Source organism: Pseudomonas sp. ASL4 (genome assembly GCF_056680395.1).
The window spans coordinates 504,690-528,701 of sequence record NZ_CM155280.1; the positions used below are offsets into that span (position 1 = coordinate 504,690).

General features: G+C 60.0%; 17 protein-coding genes and 1 tRNA gene. 4 read left to right on the forward strand and 14 right to left on the reverse strand.

The window, feature by feature from the left end; all coding sequences use genetic code 11:
- Nucleotides 1–239 precede the first annotated feature (239 nt).
- Nucleotides 240–2,159 (reverse strand): phosphodiesterase DibA, encoded by a 1,920-nt coding sequence (gene dibA, locus AC1MEW_RS02255; protein WP_322270171.1) that lies wholly within the window; start codon nt 2,157–2,159, stop codon nt 240–242.
- Between the two features lie 147 nt (nt 2,160–2,306).
- Between dibA and desA the strand changes: the two genes are divergently transcribed.
- Together desA and AC1MEW_RS02265 are read left to right on the forward strand one after the other, a co-directional pair.
- Nucleotides 2,307–3,494 (forward strand): delta-9 fatty acid desaturase DesA, encoded by a 1,188-nt coding sequence (gene desA, locus AC1MEW_RS02260; RefSeq protein ID WP_480425310.1) that lies wholly within the window; start codon nt 2,307–2,309, stop codon nt 3,492–3,494.
- A 365-nt stretch (nt 3,495–3,859) separates the two neighbouring features.
- Complete coding sequence (locus tag AC1MEW_RS02265) at nt 3,860–4,849, forward strand: GGDEF domain-containing protein (protein WP_201199563.1); 990 nt, start codon at nt 3,860–3,862, stop codon at nt 4,847–4,849.
- 188 nt (nt 4,850–5,037) lie between these two features.
- On the opposite strand, the gene AC1MEW_RS02270 is transcribed toward AC1MEW_RS02265, so the two are convergent.
- The 3 genes from AC1MEW_RS02270 to gabD all read right to left on the reverse strand — a co-directional run bounded on the left by AC1MEW_RS02270 (nt 5,038) and on the right by gabD (nt 9,309).
- Entirely contained in the window at nt 5,038–6,252 is a 1,215-nt protein-coding gene (locus AC1MEW_RS02270; RefSeq protein ID WP_201199561.1) for a response regulator, read from the reverse strand.
- A gap of 137 nt (nt 6,253–6,389) precedes the next feature.
- Entirely contained in the window at nt 6,390–7,667 is a 1,278-nt protein-coding gene (gene gabT / locus AC1MEW_RS02275; RefSeq protein WP_201199559.1) for a 4-aminobutyrate--2-oxoglutarate transaminase, read from the reverse strand.
- Between the two features lie 199 nt (nt 7,668–7,866).
- Nucleotides 7,867–9,309: an NADP-dependent succinate-semialdehyde dehydrogenase gene (gene gabD / locus AC1MEW_RS02280; protein ID WP_201192510.1), complete on the reverse strand. Its 1,443-nt coding sequence runs from the start codon at nt 9,307–9,309 to the stop codon at nt 7,867–7,869.
- Between the two features lie 349 nt (nt 9,310–9,658).
- Here gabD and AC1MEW_RS02285 point away from each other — a divergent pair.
- Nucleotides 9,659–9,735, forward strand: a tRNA-Arg gene (locus AC1MEW_RS02285).
- Between the two features lie 151 nt (nt 9,736–9,886).
- Here the strand turns inward: AC1MEW_RS02285 and AC1MEW_RS02290 are convergent.
- The 5 genes from AC1MEW_RS02290 to AC1MEW_RS02310 all read right to left on the reverse strand — a co-directional run bounded on the left by AC1MEW_RS02290 (nt 9,887) and on the right by AC1MEW_RS02310 (nt 13,750).
- Nucleotides 9,887–10,159 (reverse strand): hypothetical protein, encoded by a 273-nt coding sequence (locus AC1MEW_RS02290; protein ID WP_323570133.1) that lies wholly within the window; start codon nt 10,157–10,159, stop codon nt 9,887–9,889.
- Between the two features lie 20 nt (nt 10,160–10,179).
- Complete coding sequence (locus AC1MEW_RS02295) at nt 10,180–10,797, reverse strand: hypothetical protein (RefSeq protein ID WP_480425311.1); 618 nt, start codon at nt 10,795–10,797, stop codon at nt 10,180–10,182.
- A complete protein-coding gene (locus AC1MEW_RS02300) occupies nt 10,794–11,375 on the reverse strand; it encodes an RNA polymerase sigma factor (protein WP_201255480.1) in 582 nt (193 codons plus the stop codon). Before AC1MEW_RS02300 ends, AC1MEW_RS02295 begins: the two co-directional genes overlap by 4 nt.
- Before the next feature lie 17 nt (nt 11,376–11,392).
- On the reverse strand, nt 11,393–13,099 hold the full coding sequence (locus AC1MEW_RS02305) for a vWA domain-containing protein (protein WP_480425313.1): 1,707 nt from the start codon (nt 13,097–13,099) through the stop codon (nt 11,393–11,395).
- Nucleotides 13,100–13,189: 90 nt separating this feature from the next.
- A complete protein-coding gene (locus AC1MEW_RS02310; RefSeq protein ID WP_201199520.1) occupies nt 13,190–13,750 on the reverse strand; it encodes a YbhB/YbcL family Raf kinase inhibitor-like protein in 561 nt (186 codons plus the stop codon).
- A gap of 141 nt (nt 13,751–13,891) precedes the next feature.
- On the opposite strand from AC1MEW_RS02310, the gene AC1MEW_RS02315 reads away from it, so the two are divergent.
- Nucleotides 13,892–15,421 carry an FAD-dependent oxidoreductase gene (locus AC1MEW_RS02315; RefSeq protein ID WP_480425314.1) on the forward strand — a complete coding sequence of 510 codons (1,530 nt, stop codon included), beginning with the start codon at nt 13,892–13,894 and terminating at the stop codon, nt 15,419–15,421.
- 174 nt (nt 15,422–15,595) lie between these two features.
- Here the strand turns inward: AC1MEW_RS02315 and pgaD are convergent, their stop codons facing one another.
- From pgaD to AC1MEW_RS02340, 5 genes are all read right to left on the reverse strand, one after another.
- Complete coding sequence (gene pgaD, locus AC1MEW_RS02320) at nt 15,596–16,123, reverse strand: poly-beta-1,6-N-acetyl-D-glucosamine biosynthesis protein PgaD (protein ID WP_201255477.1); 528 nt, start codon at nt 16,121–16,123, stop codon at nt 15,596–15,598.
- Nucleotides 16,120–17,475, reverse strand: a complete 1,356-nt coding sequence (gene pgaC, locus AC1MEW_RS02325; RefSeq protein WP_201199518.1) for a poly-beta-1,6-N-acetyl-D-glucosamine synthase — start codon at nt 17,473–17,475, stop codon at nt 16,120–16,122. Before pgaC ends, pgaD begins: the two co-directional genes overlap by 4 nt.
- Before the next feature lies 1 nt (nt 17,476).
- Entirely contained in the window at nt 17,477–19,474 is a 1,998-nt protein-coding gene (pgaB, locus tag AC1MEW_RS02330) for a poly-beta-1,6-N-acetyl-D-glucosamine N-deacetylase PgaB (protein ID WP_201199516.1), read from the reverse strand.
- Nucleotides 19,475–19,486: 12 nt separating this feature from the next.
- Nucleotides 19,487–21,967, reverse strand: coding sequence for a poly-beta-1,6 N-acetyl-D-glucosamine export porin PgaA (pgaA, locus tag AC1MEW_RS02335; RefSeq protein ID WP_201199514.1), 2,481 nt, complete (start codon nt 21,965–21,967; stop codon nt 19,487–19,489).
- A gap of 255 nt (nt 21,968–22,222) precedes the next feature.
- Complete coding sequence (locus AC1MEW_RS02340; protein WP_201199505.1) at nt 22,223–23,728, reverse strand: YdgA family protein; 1,506 nt, start codon at nt 23,726–23,728, stop codon at nt 22,223–22,225.
- Between the last annotated feature and the right edge of the window lie 284 nt (nt 23,729–24,012).

The window sequence follows — 24,012 nt, forward strand, 5'->3', positions numbered from 1 at the left end:
AGACTATTTAAGAATGTTTATATAACCAAAAAGTATTATTTGGTGGGACAAGGGCTTGCGGGGGATTTTGAGTTTTTGAAATCACTCAGACCCCTGTGGCGAGGGAGCTTGCTCCCGCTGGACTGCGTAGCAGTCCCAAAAGCGTCACCGCTACCGATGAGCAAATCCCTCTAATAGTTGGCGAGCGTTTCGCACTCGAACGGGAGCAAGCTCCCTCGCCACAAAAGCGCATCACGAACTCAGCAAATAATCGGCGCCCGAGCCCAATCCAGTTGCCCCGCTGGCACCGGCCTGCCAAACCAGTAGCCCTGCCCCAGTTCGCAAGCGTGCTCGAGCAGGAATGCCGCTTGCTCCACTTGCTCGATCCCTTCGGCATGCACCTGCATCCCCATGCTGTTGGCCAACGCGATGATCACCCGCACAATCGCGCCGTCATCCTCGTCCCACGGCAACCCGGCGACAAAACCCTGATCGATCTTGAGCTTCTGCACCGGCAAACGCTTGAGCCGCAGCAGCGACGAATAACCGGTGCCAAAATCGTCGATGGCCAGCCGAACACCCAACTCACGCAAGCGGTGCATCTGCTCCAGCGCCACTTCCGGATCGTCCATCACCGCACTTTCGGTGACTTCCAGTTCCAGATACGCCGGATCCAGCCCGGTTTCGTGCAGCACCTGCGCCACTTGCTGATACAACTCGCGGCGCGCAAACAACCGCGAAGACACATTCACCGCGACAAACGACAGCACCACGCCTGCCTGCTGCCATTGGCACATCTGCTGACAGGCTTGGCGCATGACCCAGGCATCAATCTCGGAAATCAGCCCGGTACGTTCGGCGACCGGGATGAACTCGGCCGGCGATATCAAACCGCGCTGCGGATGATCCCAGCGCACCAGCGCCTCGACGCCGATCAAGCGACTGGTTTTGAGGTCATGGACCGGCTGGTAGTAAACCCGCAGTTCCTGCTGTTCCAGCGCGCGGCGCAGTTCGAAGGCGATCTCGACCCGCTGCTGGGCGTGTGCGGTCAATTCTTCGGTGTAGAGCGCGTAACCATCACGGCCGGCGCTCTTGGCCTTGAACAGCGCCGAGTCGGCATTGCGCAGCAGTTGATCGGCACTCAAGGCATCGCTGGGGAACAGGCTGATGCCGATGCTGGCGTTAATGAACAACTGATGCCCATCGATCTCGAACGACTCCTTGATGCCATCGATGATCCGTTGCGCCAGCGCCGCCGCTTGCACCAGTTGCGGACAATTTTCCGCAAGTACGGCGAATTCGTCGCCGCCCAGCCGCGCCAGGGTGATGCCCGGTACGAACAGGCCTTTGAAACGTACGGCCACGGCCTTGAGCAGTTGGTCGCCGATGTTGTGCCCGAGGCTGTCGTTGATCATCTTGAAATGATCCAGATCGATCATCAGCAATGCGCAACCACGCTTGTGCAGTTGCGCCGAAGTCAGTGCCTGTTCGACACGATCGGTGAACAGCAGGCGATTGGGCAGATCGGTCAACGGGTCGTGGTGAGCCAGGTGTGTCAGTTCGTGTTCGGAGTTCTTGATCGCGCTGATGTCGGAAAACACCGCCACGTAATGACTGACACGGCCCAGGTCGTCATGAATGAGGCGGATGGTCTGCCATTGCGGGTAGATTTCGCCGCTCTTGCGCCGATTCCAGATCTCCCCGCTCCACTCGCCGCTGCTACCGAGCATGGCGAACATCGCCTGATAGAAGGCCGGCGGGTGGCGACCGGACTTGAACAGACTCGGCCGTTGGCCCATGACCTCCTCACGCAGATAACCGGTGATCTCCATGAACGCGCGGTTCACATGCACGATCAGCCCGTTGCGGTCGGTCACCAACACCCCTTCGCGGGTGCAATCGAATACGGCTGCTGCTTGGCGCAGACGTTCCCGGTCTTCATTGCGCTCGCGTAATTTGGCGCCGATCCCCAGGCAGCGGAACAGTTTGGCCCGGGCGAGAAAGATTAATCCGGCGCTGAGCAGCACCCAGGCATAACCGTTGATCAGTTGCCATCGCAACAGCTCGGTGGAGCTATCGAAGAAACTGTTCAATAAATAACCACTGAACTGGAGCCAGACTACTGAAATCACCAGATAAAGCAGCGCTGCACGCAAGGCATCGCGATATGTTGCAGTCATTCGGCCATCCATGTCCCTACAAACGGGTTGGAATTATAGGTTAAAGAAACATCCGGCCACTCTTATCTGAAAGGGCGACTGGTTTTATCTGTGGGCTTAGTGATAATGCAACGGCTGTTTTTTTATTTATCGAGGGCCCTATAGCCTATGTGGTACGAAGGTTTTCTCGGCTTGTCGCCCTGGTCACTGGTGGCAGTCACCCTGCTGATGACCCATGTGACCATTGTTGGTGTCACGGTCTATCTGCATCGCTATTCAGCCCATCGCTCCCTGGAGCTCAATGCCGGCCTGAAACATTTCTTCCGCTTCTGGCTGTGGCTGACCACGGCGCAGAACACCCGCGAGTGGACCGCCATCCACCGCAAGCATCACGCCAAATGCGAAACCGTCGATGACCCGCACAGCCCGGTCATCAAGGGGCTTTCCACCGTGTTGCGCAAGGGCGCCGAGTTGTACCGCAAAGAAGCGGAAAACCCGGAAACCCTGCGCGTCTACGGCAAGAACTGCCCCGAAGACTGGATCGAACGCAACCTCTACAGCCGTTACCCGTTGTTGGGCGTCGCGATCATGGGCGTCATCGACCTGCTGCTGTTCGGCACCATCGGCATCACCATCTGGGCCATCCAGATGATGTGGATCCCGGTCTGGGCCGCCGGCGTGGTCAATGGCCTGGGCCATGCCATCGGCTACCGCAACTTCGAATGCCGCGATGCGGCAACCAATCTGGTGCCTTGGGGCATCCTGATCGGCGGCGAAGAACTGCATAACAACCATCACACCTACCCTAACTCGGCAAAATTGTCGGTGAAGAAGTGGGAATTCGACCTCGGTTGGGCCTGGATCCAGGTCTTCAGTTTCTTCCGTCTGGCCAAGGTCCAGCGCGTTGCGCCGATCGCCCACCGGGTTGAAGGCAAGGGCAATCTGGACATGGACACCGCCATGGCCATTCTCAACAACCGCTTCCAGATCATGGCGCAGTACCGCAAGTTGGTTATCGCGCCGCTGGTCAAGCAGGAGCTGGAAAAGGTCGATCACTCGGTCCGTCACCAGTTCCACCGGGCCAAGCGTTTGCTCTCGCGGGAAACCAGCCTGCTGGATGACAAGCACCATATCCGCATCCAGAACATGCTCGAGCACAGCCAGGCGCTGAAGGTAATTTACGAGAAACGCCTGGCCTTGCAGCAGATCTGGGTCAAGACCAGCTCAAATGGTCACGATATGCTTGCCGCTATCAAGGATTGGGTACACGAAGCCGAAGCCAGCGGGATTCAATCCCTGCGCGACTTCGCCGACCAGCTGAAAACCTACTCCCTGCGCCCTGCAGCGCCTGTCTGACCTGTAGTCACAGGCAAGCCTCTGAACCGAGGCTTGCCTGTGGCGAGGGGGCTTGTCGGAACGCCACACCGCCCCGTTCGGCTGCGCAGCAGACGCAAACCCAGACGACGCGTTTCAACTGAACAAACGCGTCGCCATTACCGCCCGGCGGGAGCAAGCTCCCTCGCCACCCAAGGCGGGAACTAAGCTCCAAATCCCCTATCTCAAAGACACTTCGCCATCCAGGCGGGCCGGGACCTGTTATCAATTCTTTCCCACACCAAGCGTGATGCGCCTGCTGTGGCACAAGAAATAATCGATAAAAGGCCCACGTTGTGGCCGCTTTCGAACCTCCGAGCGGCGCACGCCCTTTGAGATTTATGCCGATGGTCACTAAAAACCTACAAGACTCATCCCATCCGCAGTGGCCCGAGGCAGCGCAAACCCTGATGGCACTGATGCATGCCCAAGGTGAAGTCGCGCGCCTTAGCGAACGCGAACAACTGTTCAGCTCCTTGCTGGTCAGCGTCAACGCGGTGCTTTGGGCATTCAATTGGGAAACCCGTCAGGTGCTGTACGTCAGCCCCGCCTATGAACGGATTTTCGGCCGTTCCGCCGGCCTGTTGCTGGCCGATTACAACCAGTGGCGCGACAGCATTTACCCCGACGACCTGGACTACGCCGAGCGCAGCCTGGCCGAAGTGCTGGTCAAAGGTGCCGTCGAAGACCGCGAGTACCGCATCATCGCGGCCGACGGTCAGGTGCGCTGGCTCAGCGACAAGTGCTTCATCAACCGTCAGGCCGACCCTGGGCAACCGGTGATCATCGTCGGTATTGCCGAGGACATCACCGAAAAGAAGCAAATGGAAGCCGAGCTTCAACGCTTGGCGACCACCGACGTGTTGACCCAAAGCAGCAATCGCCGACACTTCTTCGAGTGCGCCCATCGCGAGTTCGAACAGGCACGGCTGCAAGGTGCGCCGCTGGCCTTCCTGCTGCTGGACATTGATGACTTCAAGAAGGTCAACGACACCTACGGCCACCCGGCGGGCGACACTGTGCTGCAACGTATCGCCGAGAGCGGTCGCGCGACATTACGCCGGGGTGATCTGTTCGGGCGAATCGGCGGCGAAGAGTTCGCGGCGATATTCCCGGGTTGTGCGCCGGACATGGCCATGCAAGTGGCCGAGCGCCTGCAGCGAGAGATTCAGCGATTGAGCTTCAGCCATGATGAGCAGACCTTCGGCATCACCGTCAGCCAGGGCCTGACCCGCCTCACCAGCGACGACGAAAGCCTCGATAGCCTGTTCGCTCGCGCGGATGCGGCGATGTATGAAGCCAAGCGCCAGGGCAAGAACCGGATTATCTCCGCCTAACGACTTTCCGGCGCAACTGAACTCCTGTGGCGAGGGGACTTGCCCCCGTTCGGTTGCGCAGCAATCGCAAAACCAGAGAGCACGGTTCACCTGACAGATTCCGGTTGCAGGACTCAGGGCCGCTTCGCAGCCCAACGGGGGCAAGCCCCCTCGCCACAGGGCTCGCTCCCACAGGGTTTGTGTGATGGCTACTTTTTGCGTAGTCGCATCAGCTCTGGCAATCCGATCTTAAGCAACCGCGCCGTCCGGCTCTTCGACAGTTCCTCAATGCCCTCGTGTTCGGTCAGGCGCGCCAGTTGCGCGGCCATGTTCATCACCAGTGCTTCGCGCGAATAAACCCCGCCACCGAGCTGGTAGACCGCCGCAATCAGCTCCCGCAGTTCCAGCGGCAGACGCCAGCGCGTGCGCAGCGCCGAACCGTAGCCCGCGCCGAACGCGGCCAGCGCCTCACCGACCTCTTCCCATTCATCCAGCTCGCCACCGGCCTGCTTCCATTCCTGCAAACAACGCAGCAACGCCAGATCGCCGAGGCGATGCAGCATCCCCGCGCAATAGCAGCGCTCCTGGTCCAGGTCCAGTAAACGCGCCAGGGTCCGGCCATATTCGGCCGTACGCAGCGACAAATCCCAATAACGTTCGGCATAGTCCGCCAACTGCGGATCACTGAGCCGCGCACAGCGCTTGAGGGCCAGGCCCAGAATCAGGTTCATGCTTTGCGCGGTGCCCAAGCGAAGCAGCGCCTGGGACAAGGTTTGCACCGCGGCGCCATGATGCTGGGCCGCACTGTTGGCGGCGGCGATCAGCACCGCAGTGATTTGCGGATCATTGCGGACCTCAGCTTCCAGCAGCGTCAGATCGAGACCATTGGGGTTAAGGCTGCGTTTAACCGCCAGTTGCACATCGGTCATCAACGGCGCGCCGTCCGTCTGCTCACGTCGACGCTCCAGGTACACCGACAAGGTCATGCCCGGCGCCAGCGTGGGTGCCTCGCAGGACACTTCTTCCCCAGCGTTCAGTAGCAGTTCCTGCAAACGGTGAGTCAGGTTTTCCATATCCAGGGGTTTGGTCAGATACGCGGTGGGCGCCAAAGGCAAGGCTTCACGCACACTGGCACTGTCGTTGCGGTTGCTCATCAGAATGAACGGCAACGGCGGATTACGTTTGCGCTGACGCACGCTACGCAAGACGTTCAAGCCATCGATACCGGGCAATTCCCAGTCGACGATCACCAGATCGTAAGGCACGGTCGCCAGCAGTTCCATCGCCTGCTGGCCGTCGGCACACAGATCCAGCCGTGCGTCGCAACGCACATTCAACAACACCTGCTTGAGCAGGTCGCGGGACCAGGGGTCGGCCTCGGCAATCAGCACACGCGGTACAGCGGGTAAAACCACAGCGGTCATTCGCACACTCCAACGGCAATGCATGAACCTTAGTCAATGCTGGCCATTCGATACAACGCATTTATCCTTGATGTGTTTCAAGACCATAAAAAAACCCGCCGAAGCGGGTTTTTTGTCGATCAGGTCACACTTGGCGATCAGAGCTCAGAGAAACACTCTTCGATGATCGCCAGGCCTTTGTCCAGTTGCTCGTCCGGCGAAGTCAGCGGTACCAGGACGCGCAGAACGTTGCCGTAGGTGCCGCAGGACAGCAGGATCAGGCCCTTGTCGCGCGCCTTGGCCACAACCGCTGCCACTGCAGGCGCGTTCGGCTTGTGGCTGTCGCCGTCGACAAACAGCTCAACCGCGATCATCGCGCCCAGCGCACGGACTTCGCCGATCACCGGGTACTTGGCCTGGATGGCTTTGAGGCCAGTCACCAGACGCTCGCCAACCGCTTTGCAGCGATCCAGCAGGTGTTCTTCTTCGAACACTTCCATCACGGCCAGGGCCGCGGCGCAAGCGATCGGGCTACCCGCGTAGGTGCCGCCCAGGCCGCCTGGAGCAATGGCGTCCATGTATTCAGCCTTGCCGCACACACCGGCCAACGGGAAGCCGCCAGCGATGGATTTGGCGAAGGTGGTCAGGTCGGCGGATACGCCCATCTGTTCCATGGCGAAGAAAGTGCCGGTACGGCCAGCGCCGGTTTGCACTTCGTCAGCGATCAACAGAATGCCGTGCTGGTCGCACAATTCACGCAGACGCTTCATGAACGCTTTAGGCGCGACGTAGAAACCGCCTTCGCCCTGAACCGGCTCGATGATGATCGCAGCGATGTCACGCGGCTCGGCGTCGTTCTTGAAGATGCGCTCGATGCTGGCGATCGAATCGTCGACGCTCACACCGTGCAGTTCATTCGGGTACAGCGCGCGGAAGATGCCGCCTGGCATCAGGCCCATGCCGGCCGAGTAAGGCACGACTTTACCGGTCAGACCCAGGGTCATCATGGTACGGCCGTGGTAAGCGCCGGTGAACGCGATCACGCCAGCACGGCCAGTGGCGGCACGGGCGATTTTCACGGCGTTCTCTACAGCTTCGGAACCAGTGGTCACCAGCAGAGTTTTCTTGGCGAAATCACCTGGCACCTTGGCGTTGATTTTTTCGCACAGTTCTACGTACGGCTCGTAAGCCAGCACCTGGAAGCAGGTGTGAGTCAGCTTGTTCAGCTGCGCGGTCACGGCGGCGATGATTTTCGGGTGCAGGTGACCGGTGTTCAGCACGGCGATACCGCCGGCGAAGTCGATGAACTCGCGACCTTCAACGTCGGTCACGGTGGCGTTCTTCGCGGATTCGGCGAAGATCGGGTGAATCTGGCCAACACCGCGTGGTACAGCGGCTTCGCGGCGTTTCATCAGGGATGCGTTTGTCTTGCTCATAAAGTCCTCATTCACCGCTCATCGGGCGGCGTGGTTCAAGGAAAATGCGGCGGGGAGGCAACTACGGCAGCATGCGATGATCGACTGCCACAGCTTTCCCGGCCACAGAGAAAATTCCATTTGAAGCGCAGAAAGGGACAGCGCTCTCGTGCCCTTTCCGCTTGAAGCAATGCCTTGCCGGCGCTTATCTATTAAGAGCTTAGATGCCCAGGCAGAGGTATTTGATTTCCAGGTAATCTTCGATGCCGTACTTGGAGCCTTCACGGCCCAGGCCCGACGCCTTGATGCCGCCGAACGGCGCGACTTCGTTGGAGATCAACCCGGTGTTGACGCCGACCATGCCGTATTCCAGGGCTTCAGCCACACGGAACACACGGCCCAGGTCACGGGCATAGAAGTACGAAGCCAGACCGAACTCGGTGTCGTTGGACATCGCGATCACTTCGGCTTCGTCTTTGAAGCGGAACAGAGGCGCCAGTGGACCGAAGGTTTCTTCCTTGGCCACGGCAGCGTTCTTCGGCACGTTGACCAGAATGGTCGGTTCGAAGAAGTTGCCTTCCATGACCTTGCCACCGGCCAGAACGGTTGCGCCTTTGCTGATCGCGTCAGCAATGTGTTCTTGAACCTTGGCCACGGCTTTTTCGTCGATCAGCGGGCCAGTGGTGGTGCCTTCTTCCAGACCGTTGCCGATCTTGAGTTTGGCCACAGCCACTTTCAGCTTCTCGGCGAACGCGTCGTAGACCGAATCCTGAATGTACAGACGGTTGGCGCAGACGCAGGTCTGGCCGTTGTTGCGGTACTTGGAAATGATCGCGCCTTCGACGGCCTTATCCAGGTCCGCGTCGTCAAACACGATGAACGGCGCGTTGCCGCCCAATTCCAGGGAGACTTTCTTGATGTCTTTGGCGCATTCCGCCATCAACTGACGACCGATTTCGGTCGAGCCAGTGAAGGACAATTTGCGCACGATCGGGTTGCTGGTCAGCTCGCTGCCGATGTCACCGGCACTGCCGGAAACAACGCTGAACACACCGGCCGGAATACCGGCACGCTGAGCCAGCTCAGCCAGTGCGAATGCGGAGAACGGAGTTTGCGAAGCAGGCTTGAGCACCATGGTGCAACCGGCGGCCAGGGCCGGGCCGGCTTTACGGGTGATCATCGCGGCCGGGAAGTTCCACGGGGTGATTGCAGCGGTCACGCCGATTGGCTGCTTGATCACGATCAAGCGCTTGTCTGGCTGGTGACCCGGAATCACGTCACCGTAGATGCGCTTGGCTTCTTCGGCGAACCACTCGATAAAGGAAGCGGCGTAAACAATTTCGCCCTTGGCTTCGGCCAATGGCTTGCCTTGCTCGAGGGTCATCAGGCGAGCCAGGTCGTCCTGGTTCTCGATGATCAGTTCGAACCAGCGACGCAGCTTGTTCGCACGGTCCTTGGCGGTCAGTGCACGCCAGGCCGGCAGCGCTTTGTCAGCGGCTTCGATCGCACGGCGGGTTTCGGCAGCGCCCATCTTCGGCACGGTGCCCAGAATTTCGCCTGTTGCCGGGTTATTGACCTTGATCGTCTGACCGTTGTCCGCATCGACCCAAGCGCCATCGATAAAGGCTTGCTGGCGGAACAACTGGGTGTCTTTAAGCTGCATGTCGGCTTTCCTTAACAGCACCGCGACCAGCGCGGAGCGAATTATGATTGTAGAAAGGCGCCCTATAGGCTGCCGTCAGGGAAATCATTCACCGGGCTGAAGCACATAAATAGCGCACTGATTGAAACTCGTGCGGTTCAGCACCCAGACAAGAGCGTTTGAAATCTCGAACGAATCCTAGGATCAATGCCGGAAAAGGACAATAGGGCGTTCGAAAAAAAGAACGAAAACGCCGCATTTGCCTATTTTTTCTGATCAACGTAGCAAACGGCTGTTACAGGTTTAAAAAACGCAGACGATTCAGCAGCATGGACGCCCGCAACGCTTATGAGTATCATGGCGCCCGCTTGCACCAGTAGCTCAGCTGGATAGAGTACTGCCCTCCGAAGGCAGTGGTCGTGGGTTCGAATCCCGCCTGGTGCACCATATAGAAGAAACGAGAAAGCCTCAGGCCTTAGGGACTGGGGCTTTTTTGTGGGTGCTGGAAAGCTCGAAACGAGCGAGATGCAAGAGGACTCAATTGTTCGGTTTAGCCGAATAACTGAATTTGCTAAAAAACCGCCGAAGCGGTTTTTTGTCATTCAGTCGTCCAATCAAACTCGTCGTACTCATCATCGTCCTCGTCCCGCTCCTCCAACACCTCATCATCAACGATGTCTTCCTCAGGAACGGCGTCTTCCTGCTTATTCAGCAGAAACTCCTTACGACTCTCAATAATTCCCCGCCTCAGCTCTTCGCCCTTCACAGGGCAGTTGAACATTTGGGCGATGCGATCGATTTTTTTCGCCACGGCTTCCTCCAACGCATCGGCTATGCCCCGATAGTGCGCGCTTTCGGGGGCTGATGCCAAATGGGCGGAGGGTCTGCCGGTCAGTTTTTCTTCAAGTCCTTGAGTAGGGCCGTGAGGTTTTCGTCAGGGAAGCGTTTGTGCAATGTCTTCAACAGTTCATCAGCGGCTTGGGTTTGACCGGTGTTTTGCAGGCGAATCACTTCGTGCAATTGATCATCCAGGGATTTCACCGGAGCAGCCGCTCGCTTGCTGACTTTTGCTTCATCAGCCATTTCGGCGTTGATCGATTCACTTTGAGCAGGCGCGGCAAAATCCGCCATTGGAGCAGCAGGCACAGGCGCGGACATCGCGCCGGACGGTGCAGCGAGAGCGCGGGCAACCGGTGCGGCTTCTTTCTTCGCCGCAAAGGACGAGGCTTTGGGCGCCGGGGCGGAGTCGAACTGCGGCACTTGCTCAGGCGTTCGCTGCACCAACGCCAACATCAGCGCTACGCCAACAAGGCTGGCGAATGCGACTTGCCAGCGAGGTTTCTGGCATGCCTGAACCCAACGCTGCCAAAGGCTCGGTTTACGCGCAGGCACTTCCCGGTGAGCAGCAGCCAAAATAAAAGCATCCAGATGCGCCGGTGGGCCATCGCCGCCGTGCTCGCGAAAATGCTCGATCGCTTGTTCGTCGGAAGTTTTGCGGGCGTCAGTCATGTCAGTACCTCCTCGGCCAGCAGCCGACGCAGTTTTTGCTGGGCGTAGCGTAAGCGGCTTTTGACGGTTTCCAGCGGTGTTTCGGTGAGACTGGCGATTTGTGGCAGGTCGAGTTCGCCGTGGGCGCGCAAGAGGAAGACTTCGCGCTGGTCGGCGGGCAAGGTTTGCAGGGCGGTTTCGAGGCGCTGGGTGTCGCGGCTCAGGCTCAGCAGTTGCTCGGGGTCGGCGGCGTTGTCGATCACGGCGTGGGCCTGTTCGTCGTAGCTGTCGTGCAAAGGGTTGTGGATGCCATGTTTGCGCCAGTGGTCGATCAGTCGGTTGCGGGCAATCTGGTAAAGCCAGGTACGAAAATTCGCCCGGCCTTGTGGCTGACTGGTGCTGCGGATCAGGCTCAGCCAGGTGTCCTGGTAGACCTCTTCGGCGAGTTCGGCTTTGCCGCTGAGGCCGAGGAGGAATCGATAAAGTCCCTGGCGATGGCGGGCGTACAAGATCTCGAACGCCGGCCCGTCGCCCGAGCGATAGCGCGCCAGCAGCGATTCGTCGCTGCTGGCATCGGTGCTCATTTCAGGAGCAGTCATATCAGCGATGATCCCTTTCACTCGATCCGGTTGGCATTGGACATCTGATTCGATGCCGAGGAAGTGCGCAGGCTCTGCGCCAACTCGATCAGTTGCACGAATTCCGCGCGCAGACCAAAGCGGTCATCGCCCCGAGCACCTCGGGCCAGGGCTTCGGTGTCTTTCAGGCTGAAATCGCCGGTGTAGCGTCCGTCCTTCAGTTGCTGAGAAAACGCTGCAACGGCCGCCGCAAATCGCAGGTCTTCACTGGCTGGCGCCGCGCTATTAACAATAGGATGCTCGATCAAGCGACTGTTCCCACCTTCAGGCAGTTGATATCGCACACGCAGCATCGCCATTTCCCCAGACTTCCCGGAAACGCCTGATGCAGCATCGCCATAGCGCAGCGGTTCCAGCCAACCCTTCTCGCCCTTCGGCACAATTTCGTACAACGCCGTCACTGTATGCCCTGCACCGATTTCGCCGGCATCGACCTTGTCGTTATTGAAATCTTCACGGTTCAACGCGCGATTTTCATACCCCAACAGCCGATATTCGCTGACCTGCGCCGGGTTGAACTCCACTTGCAGCTTCACGTTCTTCGCCACCACGTCGAGGGTCGAGCCGAGTTGATCCACCAACACTTTGCGCGCTTCACGCAGATTGTCGATGTAGGCGTAGTTGCCGTCGCCAGCGTCGGCCAGTTGTTCCATCAGGTGTTCATTGTAGTTATCCACACCAAAACCCAGGGTGGTCAGGGAAACGCCCGTCTTGCGTTTATCCACAGCCATTTGCTTGAGGCTGTCGAAGTCGCTGACGCCGACGTTAAAGTCACCGTCGGTGGCCAGCAGGATGCGGTTGATGCCTTTGGGGATGAAGGCCTGTTGCGCCATTTGATAGGCGAGCTCGATGCCCGACGCTCCAGCGGTTGAGCCACCCGCAGTTAATTGGTCGATGGCTGTACGAATTTTCGCTTTTTCCCGTCCGGACGTAGGCTCCAGCACCACACGTGTTTCGCCGGCATAGACCACCAACGAAACCCGATCCTGTTCGCGCAGTTGATCGACCAGCAATTTCAGGGTGCTTTTGACCAGCGGTAAACCCTCACGGCGATCCATCGAGCCCGAAACGTCTACCAGAAACACCAGGTTCGCCGGGGCCAGCTCGGCCACCGCACGGTCCGAGGCCTTGATGCCGATGCGCAGCAATCGGGTGTGCGGGTTCCACGGCGACGGCGCCAGTTCAGTGGTCACGCCAAACGGCGAGCCATCAGTGGGCAAGGCGTAATCGTAGGGGAAGTAATTGACCATTTCCTCCAGCCGCACGGCGCCTTCGGGCGGCAAACGCCCCTGGTTCAGCAAGCGCCGGACGTTGGCGTAGGCGCCGGTATCGACGTCGGCGCTGAAAGTCGAAACCGGTGCTTCGGCCACGCTGTGGATCGGATTGTCCGCCAGCACCTGATATTGCTCGCGCTGCTCATCCCGATAACCCGGCGCAGGAAACTCGGGCATCGGCGCATACATCGCCGATATGGCCGGACGCGCACTGCGCTTGGCCATCGAGGTATCCGCCATGACCGCCTCACGCGGCACCAATGCGTCAGTTTTCAGCTCACCTTGGGCCGGTGGCGCCACGACTGCAGCCGAATCAGGCTTGGAAGAAACGCCGCAACCGGCAACAGCCAGCAGTAACCCAATGGCGAAACCATGGGCGGCCGGGCGGAGGAAGTGCAGAGGGAGGGACATGGGGGGCTGACCTCAGGAGGAAATTGATCCATTCATCCTCTGAGACGGACAGCCCGCCAGGTTCGGGTTAAACCGCTGTGAAAAAAATCTTCAGCGGTGATAACGCCGCACCACGCTGCTGTTTTTCAGCACGTGATCTTTGATCTTTTCCAGCAATTGCACGCGGGTCAGGCCGGCAGGCAAGGCGTCCGGCGCCAGGTCCAGTGCGTAGATCTGGATGACGTAGTGGTGCGCGCTGTCGCCGGTCGGCGGGCAAGGGCCGACATAGGTCGTGACGCCTTTGGTGTTGGTGCCGCCGACGCCCTCAAAAGTGGACTTTGTGCCGACACCGGCCGGGATCTGGTGGGTGGTCGGCTTGATGCCGTAATGCACCCAGTGATCGACGCCCTGGCCTTTCTGGCCATCAGGATCATGCATGACGATGGCGTAGCTGAGGGTGCCTGCCGGGCCGGCGTTCCAGTTCAGGGCCGGGGACTGGTTGTGACCGCCACAACCAGACGCGTCGCTGGCAGCGGCCGAGGTGAACAGTCGATCGTCGGTGACGCCTGGGATGTTGAGGGTGAAACGTTCCTGGGCCTGCACGGGCATTTGCACGCAAAGGGCGACTGCAACGGCCGCCAGCCAAGGGTTCAGAGAGGTCAATCGGGTCATTACCAGAGCACCTTGTGCGGGTTAGGCCGTCGTCGGCTGGCAGACTATAGCCGTACCGTTCGCCCGTTGGCAGTGGCAATTGGGCTGAACCTCGGGATAAGGGCCAAACTCAATAGAGAAACACCTGCCTGGAGAGCGCTCATGGCACTGCACCGCGTTGCCCGTTTCGTCGATGTGCCAGAAAACCGGGGGCTTGAAGTCCGGATCAAGGACACCAAAATTCTTCTGCTGCGAGTCGGTGATCAATTGCGCGCCTTCCAGGGCGAATGCCCCCACGCCGGGGCGCCGCTGGCCGACGGGGCGCTGTGCCACGGTCGGCTGATCTGCCCCTGGCACAAGGCAGCCTTTCGGATCGAGGATGGCGCGCTGTGTGAGCCGCCGGCCCTGGACAGCCTCAAGCGCTACCCACTTGAAGTGCGTGAAGATGAGGTCTGGGTCGATGATCAGCCATTCTCAGACGCACACACCCCGCCGGCGGATGATGAGCGAACCTTTGTGATCGTCGGTGCCGGGGCCGCAGGTACAGCGGCGGCAGCGGCATTGCGCGAAAAAGGTTTTGGAGGGCGGGTGCTGCTGATTGATCGGGAAGCCGATGCCGGCTACGACCGCACCGTGTTGAGCAAATTCGTGATCGCCGGGGAGATGCCGCCTGAAGAAATCCCGCCCCTGCGCGACGATGACTTTTATCGCGAACAACGCATAGAACGAATCCGGGGCGAAGTGGCGAGCCTGGATGCGCCAAACAAAACCCTGCGCCTGGCCGATGGCCAAGCCCTGAATTATGACGCCGCATTGCTCGCTACCGGCGGCATACCCAAGCCATTGGAGCTTCCCGGTGCAAATCTGCCGCAAGTCTTTGTACTGCGCTCGAAAGATCAGGCGCTGCAGATTCTCGACGCAGCCAAACCCGGTCAGCGGGCGGTGATCATCGGTGACAGTTTTATTGCCCTGGAGTCGGCTTCGTCCCTGCGCGCATTCGGCTTGGACGTGACCGTGCTGGCGCGCCACGCCGTGCCCTTCGCCGCCCAGTTCGGCGAAACCGTCGGCAAAGCGATCCGGGCGCGACACGTTGCCCACGGCGTGGTCTTTCACACCGACGGTGAAGTCGCGTCCATCGAGGGCACCGACAAGGTCGAAGCGGTGCTGCTCGACAATGGCCAACGTTTACCGGCGGATCTGGTGTTGGTCGGGATAGGCGTCACCCCGGCCACTGCGGTGTTTGCCGATCTGCCGAAGGAAAAAGACCAATCGCTGAAAGTCGACGGCGGTATGCGCGTGACCGATGGGCTGTGGGCCGTCGGCGATATCGCGACCTTTGCGCTCAACGGCCAGCCTCAGCGGATCGAGCATTGGCGCCTGGCGCAGCAACAGGCGCGGATCGCTGCTGCAAACATGTTGGGCGGCGATGAGCACTATCTCGATGTGCCGTTTTTCTGGACCTGGCACTTCGGCAAAAACTACGACTACCTTGGGCATGCTGATAGTTGGGATGAGGTCGAGTTCAAGGGCGATCCGTACCATCCGCCCTTTATCGGGCTGTTCGCCAAACATGGCGTGCTGGTAGCTGCGGTGGCTTGCGATGAAGAACGGGCGATGGCGATGCTGGCCGAGCGGATGAAGCAGCCGCTGGCAGTGGACGAGGCGTGGCGGTTGGTCCGGGATGTGAGCTGACCGCTACTTTCCTCACCCACTCTTCTGTGGCGAGGGAGCTTACTCCCGCTCGTCTGCGAAGCAGACGCAAAATTGGCGACCGCGACGACTGCCAGAATCGGGAGTACTTCGGCCTCCAGCGGGAGCAAGCTCCCTCGCCACAGTTGAGTGCAGGTCAAAATGATGCGCGCAGGTTTAATGACGACTAAGCGGCTCTCGATTGTCGTCATCCTCAGCCGGCAAACGAATCACCAGCGGATGCTCCAGCGGCGCCAGCGGCGGCGGTTGCCGCGCCGGATTAATCGGAACGTAGTGGCTGATCACATGGCTGACGTCGCCATCCTGATTGTTGTGAATGGTCATCGAGCCCGGGGTGCGCAGTTTTTCCAGACGATCACCGGTCAACTTGAAGCTTTTGCTCAAGCCGTGATCGTCCACAACCGGTGCCGGCAGCCGACGCTGGGCGAAGCTTTTGCTTTTGCGGTGCTGATAACGCGCCCAGGAAATCAGGACCACTGCGTTGAACAACGCCACCCACAAGTAGATTTGCAGCGTACCGAGGGCGTCGAAAAATGACGCATCGATGCGCGGGCCGTCATGCGTGTCGATCAGCGGCCAGAGACCGCGTACCACCAAATACAGCAGACCGATCCAGGCCAGTATCGTGAAAAAGGCGTCGATCACGATCAGAAAAGGACGCTGCCGGGTTCTGATGATTTTCATTTGATGACCTCTTCCTCATCGTCATTCAGCGGTTTGATGCCCCGGTCCGGACTGACCCAACGCGCGCGTTTCTGATGTTGGCCGAACAGCACTTTTGGAAAGCTGACCAGGGTGGTGAGCAAGCTGATGAGCCAGAACACCAATGGATACCAGACGACCCAGAACATGGTTTTCCAAAGGCCCTTCTCGTAGCGCCGGTCAATCAGAATGCTGATCGCGAACTGCAACAGGCAGACCAGCGCCAGCAGCAACCCGGTAAAGGCCGGCGGTAATAAGTGATGCACAGCGATGGGATCGGGCATTTCGACAAATTTGCCCATTGCCCAGAAGATCACCGACAGCAGGAAGGTGAACGCCCAACCGGTGGACAGGCAATATTCGAACAGCAGCGGCCACAGGTAACGATGGCGGTACTGCCAGATGCCACGAATGTTTTTGAACAACACTTCGGCGCCGCCCTGGGCCCAGCGCAAACGCTGCTTCCACAGGCCGTTGAGGGTTTCCGGCATGAGGATCCAGCACAGGGCACGGGGCTCGTAGAAGATGCTCCAGTGGTCCAGTTGCAGTTTCCAGCTGATGTCGATGTCTTCGGTGATCATGTCCGGGCTCCAGTAGCCGACCCGGTTCAGGGCCGTGCGACGGAAGGCGACGATCACCCCGGAGACAGTAAAGATCCGCCCGAAGACCCGCTGTGTGCGCTTGATCAAGCCAATGATCGACGAGAACTCACCGACCTGAACCCGACCAACCAGCGTCGAACGAGTGCGGATTCGCGGGTTGCCGGTCACCGCGCCGAGGCGCGCGTTATCGAGCATCGGCGCCACCAGGTAGGCTGCGGTATTCGGCGCCAGCAGCGCGTCACCATCGATGCACACCAGATACTCACTGCGTGCGGCGATGGCACCCATGCGCAGGGCCACGGCTTTGCCCTGGTTTTCCGCCAGGTGCAGCACCCGCAATCGTGGGTCTTGCGCGGCCAGTGCGTCGAGTACGGCGGCGGTGTTGTCCTTGGAGCCGTCGTTGATCGCGATCACTTCGATATTCGGATAATGCTGGGCCAGCGCCGCGTGGATGGTGTCGGCGGCGTTTTCACCTTCGTTGTAGCAAGGGATCAGGATCGAAATCATCGGCTCACCGGCCAGCGGTGGCGGCAAGGTGTCGTCCTTCCACGGCCAGTGCCGCTCCCAGTGCAGCCAGAAATACAGGCCGCCGGCGATCCACAAGCCGGACATGAACAGTGGATAGAAGAACACGAAGTCCATCAGGAATTGCCCGGTGAGCAGGAAGATCAGCCCAAGGGGTATCCCGAGGACGATCGCCAGAACCAGCAGGGCCAGCATTCTATCCAGCATGTTATGGATTCCACTTGTTGGAGAGCGCAGGTCGCACGGTTTTCACGTCCGGCTGGTTCTCGAGGAAGTTATCCGGGTAGTAGCCGAAGCTGGTGGCGCCCTGCCGCTTGAGGCGGCCCATCCAGTCGCTCAGCTGCGCGCCATCGATGTCGGAATCGGTTTTCTTCGTCCAGTCCTTGGCCTGCAATTCGAACACCGTGCGCTGCAGCGCGCCGGGGCGAGACTTGACCGTGGCTACCAACGCTTCGAGCCATGGCCCGGATTGCGCCAGGCTTTGTTTTTCCATGAGTGGCATCGCCATCGGCGCCGTCCAGTCGTAGGTGCCGAGGAAGTCGTCGAGGTTCTGCGCGAACCAGGCTTCGCTCTGGGGATTGAGCATCGGCTCGGCAAAGATATTACGCGCGGTCAGTACCTGCGGGCCGCGAATGGCGCGAACCTTGGCGGTGAGTTCTTTGGTGAAGTCGATCAGGTAGCGGCTCTTGAACCGCGTCCAGCGTTGCAGCGCCGCTGGATCGTCCCGCAACGCGGCAATCGAGCCCGGCAGGCCGTTGGCGGCATACACCTTGAGCGCTTCGGGGCCGGCGTCTTCGAAGTCCGAGAGCACCGCATCGTCGTGGTAGAGGATGCCGTCGACCGAGGTCAGGCGAGCGACGTCTTCGTAGATTTCACCAATGATGCGCCGCACGTTCGGGTCGAAGGGCGACAGGCGTTTGTACTGGTCCGGGTCGACCGAGGTGGTGCCGGTTTTCGGGTCCCAGCGCGTCACGCGCGGCAGGTTCGAATCCAGGGCATAACTGAGCACCGGCATCCAGGCGAAGACTTTGACGTGGGCCCGGGTGCGCAACTGCCAGGCCACGCGATCAAAAATATCGGCGCGCACCGGCAGATGGCGGTTAGGGAAGTACAGCGAGTGCACCAGGCCGTCGCCTTGCGGATCGGCGAAAGCTTGCAGGAACACCGTATTGGCGCCCATGTCGGCCATGCGCTGGATCAGTTTGCCGAGGTTGATTTCCTGCTGGGCCGGGTCCGGGTCGTAGACGTTATCCAGGTCCACATGCACCACGCGCATCGGTGCATCGGCTTGCACCGCGACGATGCTGTTGGCGAAGTGCTCGCCGTCCGGATCGGAAGCCACCAGGAAGCGCGGGCTGCTCATCAGGTCGTCGAGGGCATCGAGGCCGTCGTCCAGGGTCAGGGCCATTTGATAGCCCTGGTCATTGATAATTTGCAACGTGCTGCCGTCCGCCGTGCCGTAAGGCCAGACCCAGACTCGCGGCTTGTAACCGACGGCCTTGCGGATTTTCTCCGAGATGGTCACGACGTCGGTGCGCATGCGCGCCTGGAAGGCTTCTTCCGTCTCGTAGCGGCCGGTGGTGGCGTCATAACGCCGGGTCGCTGCCGCGGGTTGCAGGTTGCCCTGAGGGTTGGCGAGGATGCCCTTGTGGCTGGCGTCGGTATGGGCGGCGATTTCCACCAGCCCGGACTTGGAGATTTCCCGCACCTGCTCCCAAGTCAGGAAGTCCGAACGCGGACGCATTTGCCCGGCGAAATCCACCTGCTGGTTCGCCGGTGTATCGATCCATACGCCGACCGGGGCCAGCAACGCATGCCAGTTATAGGCACGCAGCACCGGCAGCACGCGGGTGTAGAAGCTCGCATAGCCGTCGTCGAAGCTCAGCAGAATCGCCTTGGCCGGCAACTCCGGACCGCCCTTGTGGGCCGCCAGGATCTGATCGATGGTGACCGGTTTGTAGTCGTTCTCCCGCAGCCACGCCAGTTGTTCAATCATGCGTTCGGTACGCACGGCCACCACCGCTTGATCGGGGTCGCGGTCTTCAATGTCGTGGTAGGCAATCCCCAGCACGTGGTTTTTCGGCCACGGTGTTTCGTTAGCGGCAACAGGACGCTCGGACGGCGGCGCGAACGCCGGAGCTTGCTGGGCGCAGGCGCTGACCAGCAGCACTCCCAGCAGAAGGATGAAACGCGAGATAAAAGGCATCTTCAAACTCTTCTAGAAGCGGTAAGTGAGGTCGACGAGCAGACGCAGATCGGTTTCGCGATCGCCGTCATAAGGCCGGTTGATCACCGTCAACAAGCCGCCCACCTCGAATACATCGTTCCAGCTGTAGCGCTGGCCGTAGCCCAGCAGGCCGACACCCCCGGTGCCGTAATCGCGCTGGCTGTAGGTGCCCGCACCGGCCTGGAACTGTTGGCTCCAGGAGGTTTCGTAGCGGTGATACAGAACGTGATTGACGTTCACCGTCGGCAGGACACTGAAATCGGATTTGGGGTTGAAGTACGGTACGTCCTCGGACATGGAGTTGTGGCTGGTGCCGACTTCCAGGCCGAGGTCAACTTGCACCTTCGGCGCGGTATAGACGCCCTCGCGCCCGGTCAGCAAGGCTTCGACGCGGTTGTTGCCGTCGCTGAAATGCGAGGGGCTGACCGCCAGTTTCCATTCGCGGCTTTCATTGGCGCGCCAGCGGATGAAACCGCTGCCGCCATTGGACGTCACATCGCTGTTCAACGCTCGCAGCGGGGTATCGGCCGAGAGGTAGGCGAGGCTGCCGCCGTATTGCCAGTGATCGTCAATGTCGCGGGCAATCGACAGGCGCGCGCCTTGCTTGTCGCCATAACCGAAGTCGTGATTGGAAACCTCCGCCTCCAGGGTCATGTCGCGGGTGCGGCGCTCGACACCAAGCCGTTGCGTGCGATCACGACCGGTGCCTTCCTGGAAATCTCCCGTGGCGTAGCCGACACCGGCAAATACGCGCCAGTCTTCATCGATGGGCGGGCTGTAGAGCACGGTTTCGATGCCGAAATCCTTGCTGCCGGCCACCGCACCGGCCCCGTTGCTGCCACCACCGTAACTCTTGCCGCCGTAGGTTTGCACCCGCAGCTCGGCCATGTCGTGCACGTCGCGCTGACGATCCAGACGCTGCACCTGACGGTTGTCTGGGAAACGCGCGACCACATCGTCGGTCAGCGCATCCATCTGCCGCCATTCCTGCAAGTCCATGGCGGTGTGGGCCTGAGCCACTTCCAGCCCGATGTCCCGCGGGACCATGCTCTCGGTTTCCTTGAGCTGGCTTTCCGCGCGGCGCGGCCAGGCTCGAGCGAGGTACAAGTCAGCCTGGGCCAGGCGCAAGCCAACGTTGCCCGGCGCCTGATCCACCAAAGTCTGTAAACGCTGCTCACCGGACGGCAGATCAGAGCCATACGTGCCGGCCTGGGCGGCGAGTTGCTGGGCGTCCATCCATGAGTCATTCGGGTTGCCGAAAGGCAGCCCCTTGAGTTCGACACGCGGGTTCTGGGACTTGGCCAGATTCTCCGCCACGGTGCGCGCTTCTTCCGCATGGTCGCTTTCAAGCAACGCGTAATACAGCGCCGTGGTGTCTTCGACACGATCGGCAGGGTCGGCATCAGGCGCCGCCAGCACTTGGCGATACAGGTCGGTAGCGATCTCGGGCTCGCGTCGATCCAGATAAGCACCCGCCACCCAACGCATGGCGTAGGTAGGAATTTTCACGCCTTCGCCGAGCAGTTTCTGATATTCGGTGATGACTTCAGCAGTGCGCGCACGAGCCTTTAGCGCGCCCATGCGATCAATGCGCCAGCGGATCACGTCATCGTGAGCCTTCGGATCCGGGGTCCAAGTGGTCAACAACTGGTCGTAACCGCTCAGCGCACGGTCGGCAATGACGAAGCGTTCTTTCTCGCTGCGGGTGGCGAACTCAGCCATGCGTACCTGTTCGGCGGCCAAATCACCTTCGATGACCCGCAGTTGCACCGGATCGATCAGCCCCGGCCGTTGGCGGGCCAGGCGCAGGGCCGGCTCAGGCAGGCGCGCACGTTGCAGGGCAAAGACGTATTCACGGGCAACGTCAGGCTTGCTCCCGGCCCGAATGAAGGCTTGGTCGTATTCAAACAGGGCGTCGTAGGTGGCACCGGCGCGGGTCAAGGCATAGGCCAGCGCCAGACGACGGGAAGGGTCGTCCGGTTTGGCGGCCACCAGCGCTTTGGTGCGGGTCACGGCTTCGTCAGGTTTGCCGGCGTCCGCCTGGGTCATGGCCAGACCGAGTTGCAAGTCCGGGTTCTGCGGCTCCAGCGCGAGGGCCTTGTTATAGACCTCGGTCGCCGAATCCCAGCGCTTGAGGTTGCGATAGGCGCGGGCGGTGGCGATCAACGCCTGAACCGGCAGTGCCCGATTGCGCCCCTGGGTCTCATAGACCTGCACCACTTCGGCGTCGAGGCCAGCCCAGCCGGCGATCTGCAAATGATCGCTGACCTGGCCGTTGGTGGCCTGGCTCACAGGTACCTGACGCAGTACGGTCAGCGCAGGCGTGTAGTTACCCGCACGGGCATCACGGACCATCTGGTCGTAGGGCGTGTCGGCAAACGCCAGCACGGGCCAGAGCAGCTGGCTGCAGAGTGCAATGCGCAGCAACGGGCTAAACCTACGAGGAACAACGGGACGAGAAAAACACAGCATTCGTCAGCATCCTTACATGGCCAGCCGGGCTGCTATGCCCTCCTTGCCCATTCGTAACGGAAAGCCGGATGGATAACCCGGCCAAGCTTTATCTAGGCAGTCTTGCACGCAAGCGTAGACCATTATTCAGAACACAATATTTATTCAGATTCGTTACATTCCCTGCTTCACGCCCCGGCAATTCTCAAACGCCAGACAGCAAAACGCCCGGCGTCTGCTTGCGCAGAGGCCGGGCGTCAGTGTGTCGCGCGAAGGTTACTGAACGACGCCAGCACCACCGAGTTTGCCCATCACGAAGCCGACAAATTCTTCGACGGTCATTTTCTGGCCGTTGAACTCCACCTGATTGTTGGCGTAATGCAGTTTGGAGACGACATTGGTGCCGTCCAGTTTGGCCAACTGTGTGCCGATCGCCATGCTGGCGAACATGTCGCTGGTCGCCGTTGCCTGGTCGACGATGACCTTGGCGTCAGTCTGGCCATCCGCTTGTGCTTGCAGGCTGAGCAGGTCAACGAGCATTGGCTTGGACACTTGCAGGTTGATGTCCAACAGGGCGATCAACTGACGGACCAATTGATCCGGCGGCAGGTCCATGGACGCCGGTTTGGTCAGGTCGAGCACCAGGTTGGCGCGGCTTTCACCGTTGGCAGTGTTGAACGACAGGTTCTCCAGCGCGAATTGCGGGCCGGCGGCCAACAGTTTTTCCAGGCCGGACTTGACCTGCGCTTCTTCGGCCGGGGTCAGGTTCAGCTCTGGCGCGGGTTCACCGGCGGCAGTCGCGGCGGCGGCAGCCTGCTCGTACGGTTGCAGCTTGGTCTGGTAAATCTGCATCAACGACAGCGTCGACGGGATGTCGAGGTTCTTCAGGCTCATGGCCATTTGTGCCGAACCGACGGTTTTGCCGTTAAATGTCAGCTCGCCGACTTTGTAATCGGCACGCCCGGAAGCGCTGGTGCCCGACTCTTCAGTCTGGTTCTTCATCTCGAATTTGTTGACGCCGACGATCAACTGCTTGGCGCCGAAGGTGGTCTTGCTGCTGGTCAACTCGACGGTGTTATCGCCGGTGTAGTAGCCGTAGGTGCTTTTGACCAGGTTGCTGGCCAGGGTCAGGCCGTTCAGCTCGACGGTCACCGGCGCCTGATCTTCAGACACGGTGGTCAATTTCAGGCTGTCCATGTAACCGCTGGCTTTCACTTTCTGCGCCTGGGCGCTGGCGGCGATGTCCATGTTCAGCCCAGAAAACTTCAGGCTGGACTTGTCATCCAGAGCCGTTTCCAGCGGCAGCAGTTCGAAAGTGCCGTTGGTGGAGTTGTCATAACCAATGTTAACCACGCCTTTGACCGGCGACAGGCCGTTGGCGGCGGCAAACCATTTTTCCGTGAGCGGGGTTTTTTCCAGCTCAAAGTGATTGGTGGCCATGACCGGCAACCACTTCAACGAAGCCAGACGCGAGAACGGCAGCGGGCCGTGCTCTACATGATCGACGAAGAGCAATTCGACCGGTGCGCCACCGAACATATCGCCTTCGCCCTTGAGGCGGTAATGAGCAGTGCTGCTGAAAACACCACGTTCCACGGACACCAGTTCCAGGGACGCCGTGCCGTTGGAACCCACCAGCGCAGTTTGCAGTTCTTTGTTGGCGTCAACGACGGAGGCGTTCAGCACGCCTTCCAGTTTAGTGCCGGTGTACCAGGCACCGCCGGCGCTGATTGCACCGATGGCAACGACAATTCCAAGAAGCACGCCTGCTGATTTATTCATGAATTACCCGATCAATGTCCGTTGTTGAAAGTGTGGTCGTCTTCCCTGAACCCATGACGGGTTGCGGTCACGACTGCGCAAAAGTGCGATGGAGATTAGCATTTGCGGGGCGGGAGGGCTTAATGATTAAAGGTGAAAGAGTGTCTATGGACCATTCGTATGGGTCGAGAGTTTCAGCGGCCGTAGGATCGCCATCGCGAGCAAGCTCGCTCCCACAATGGTTCGGTGGTGAACACAGATTTTATGAACACCAGAGAACAACTGTGGGAGCGAGCTTGCTCGCG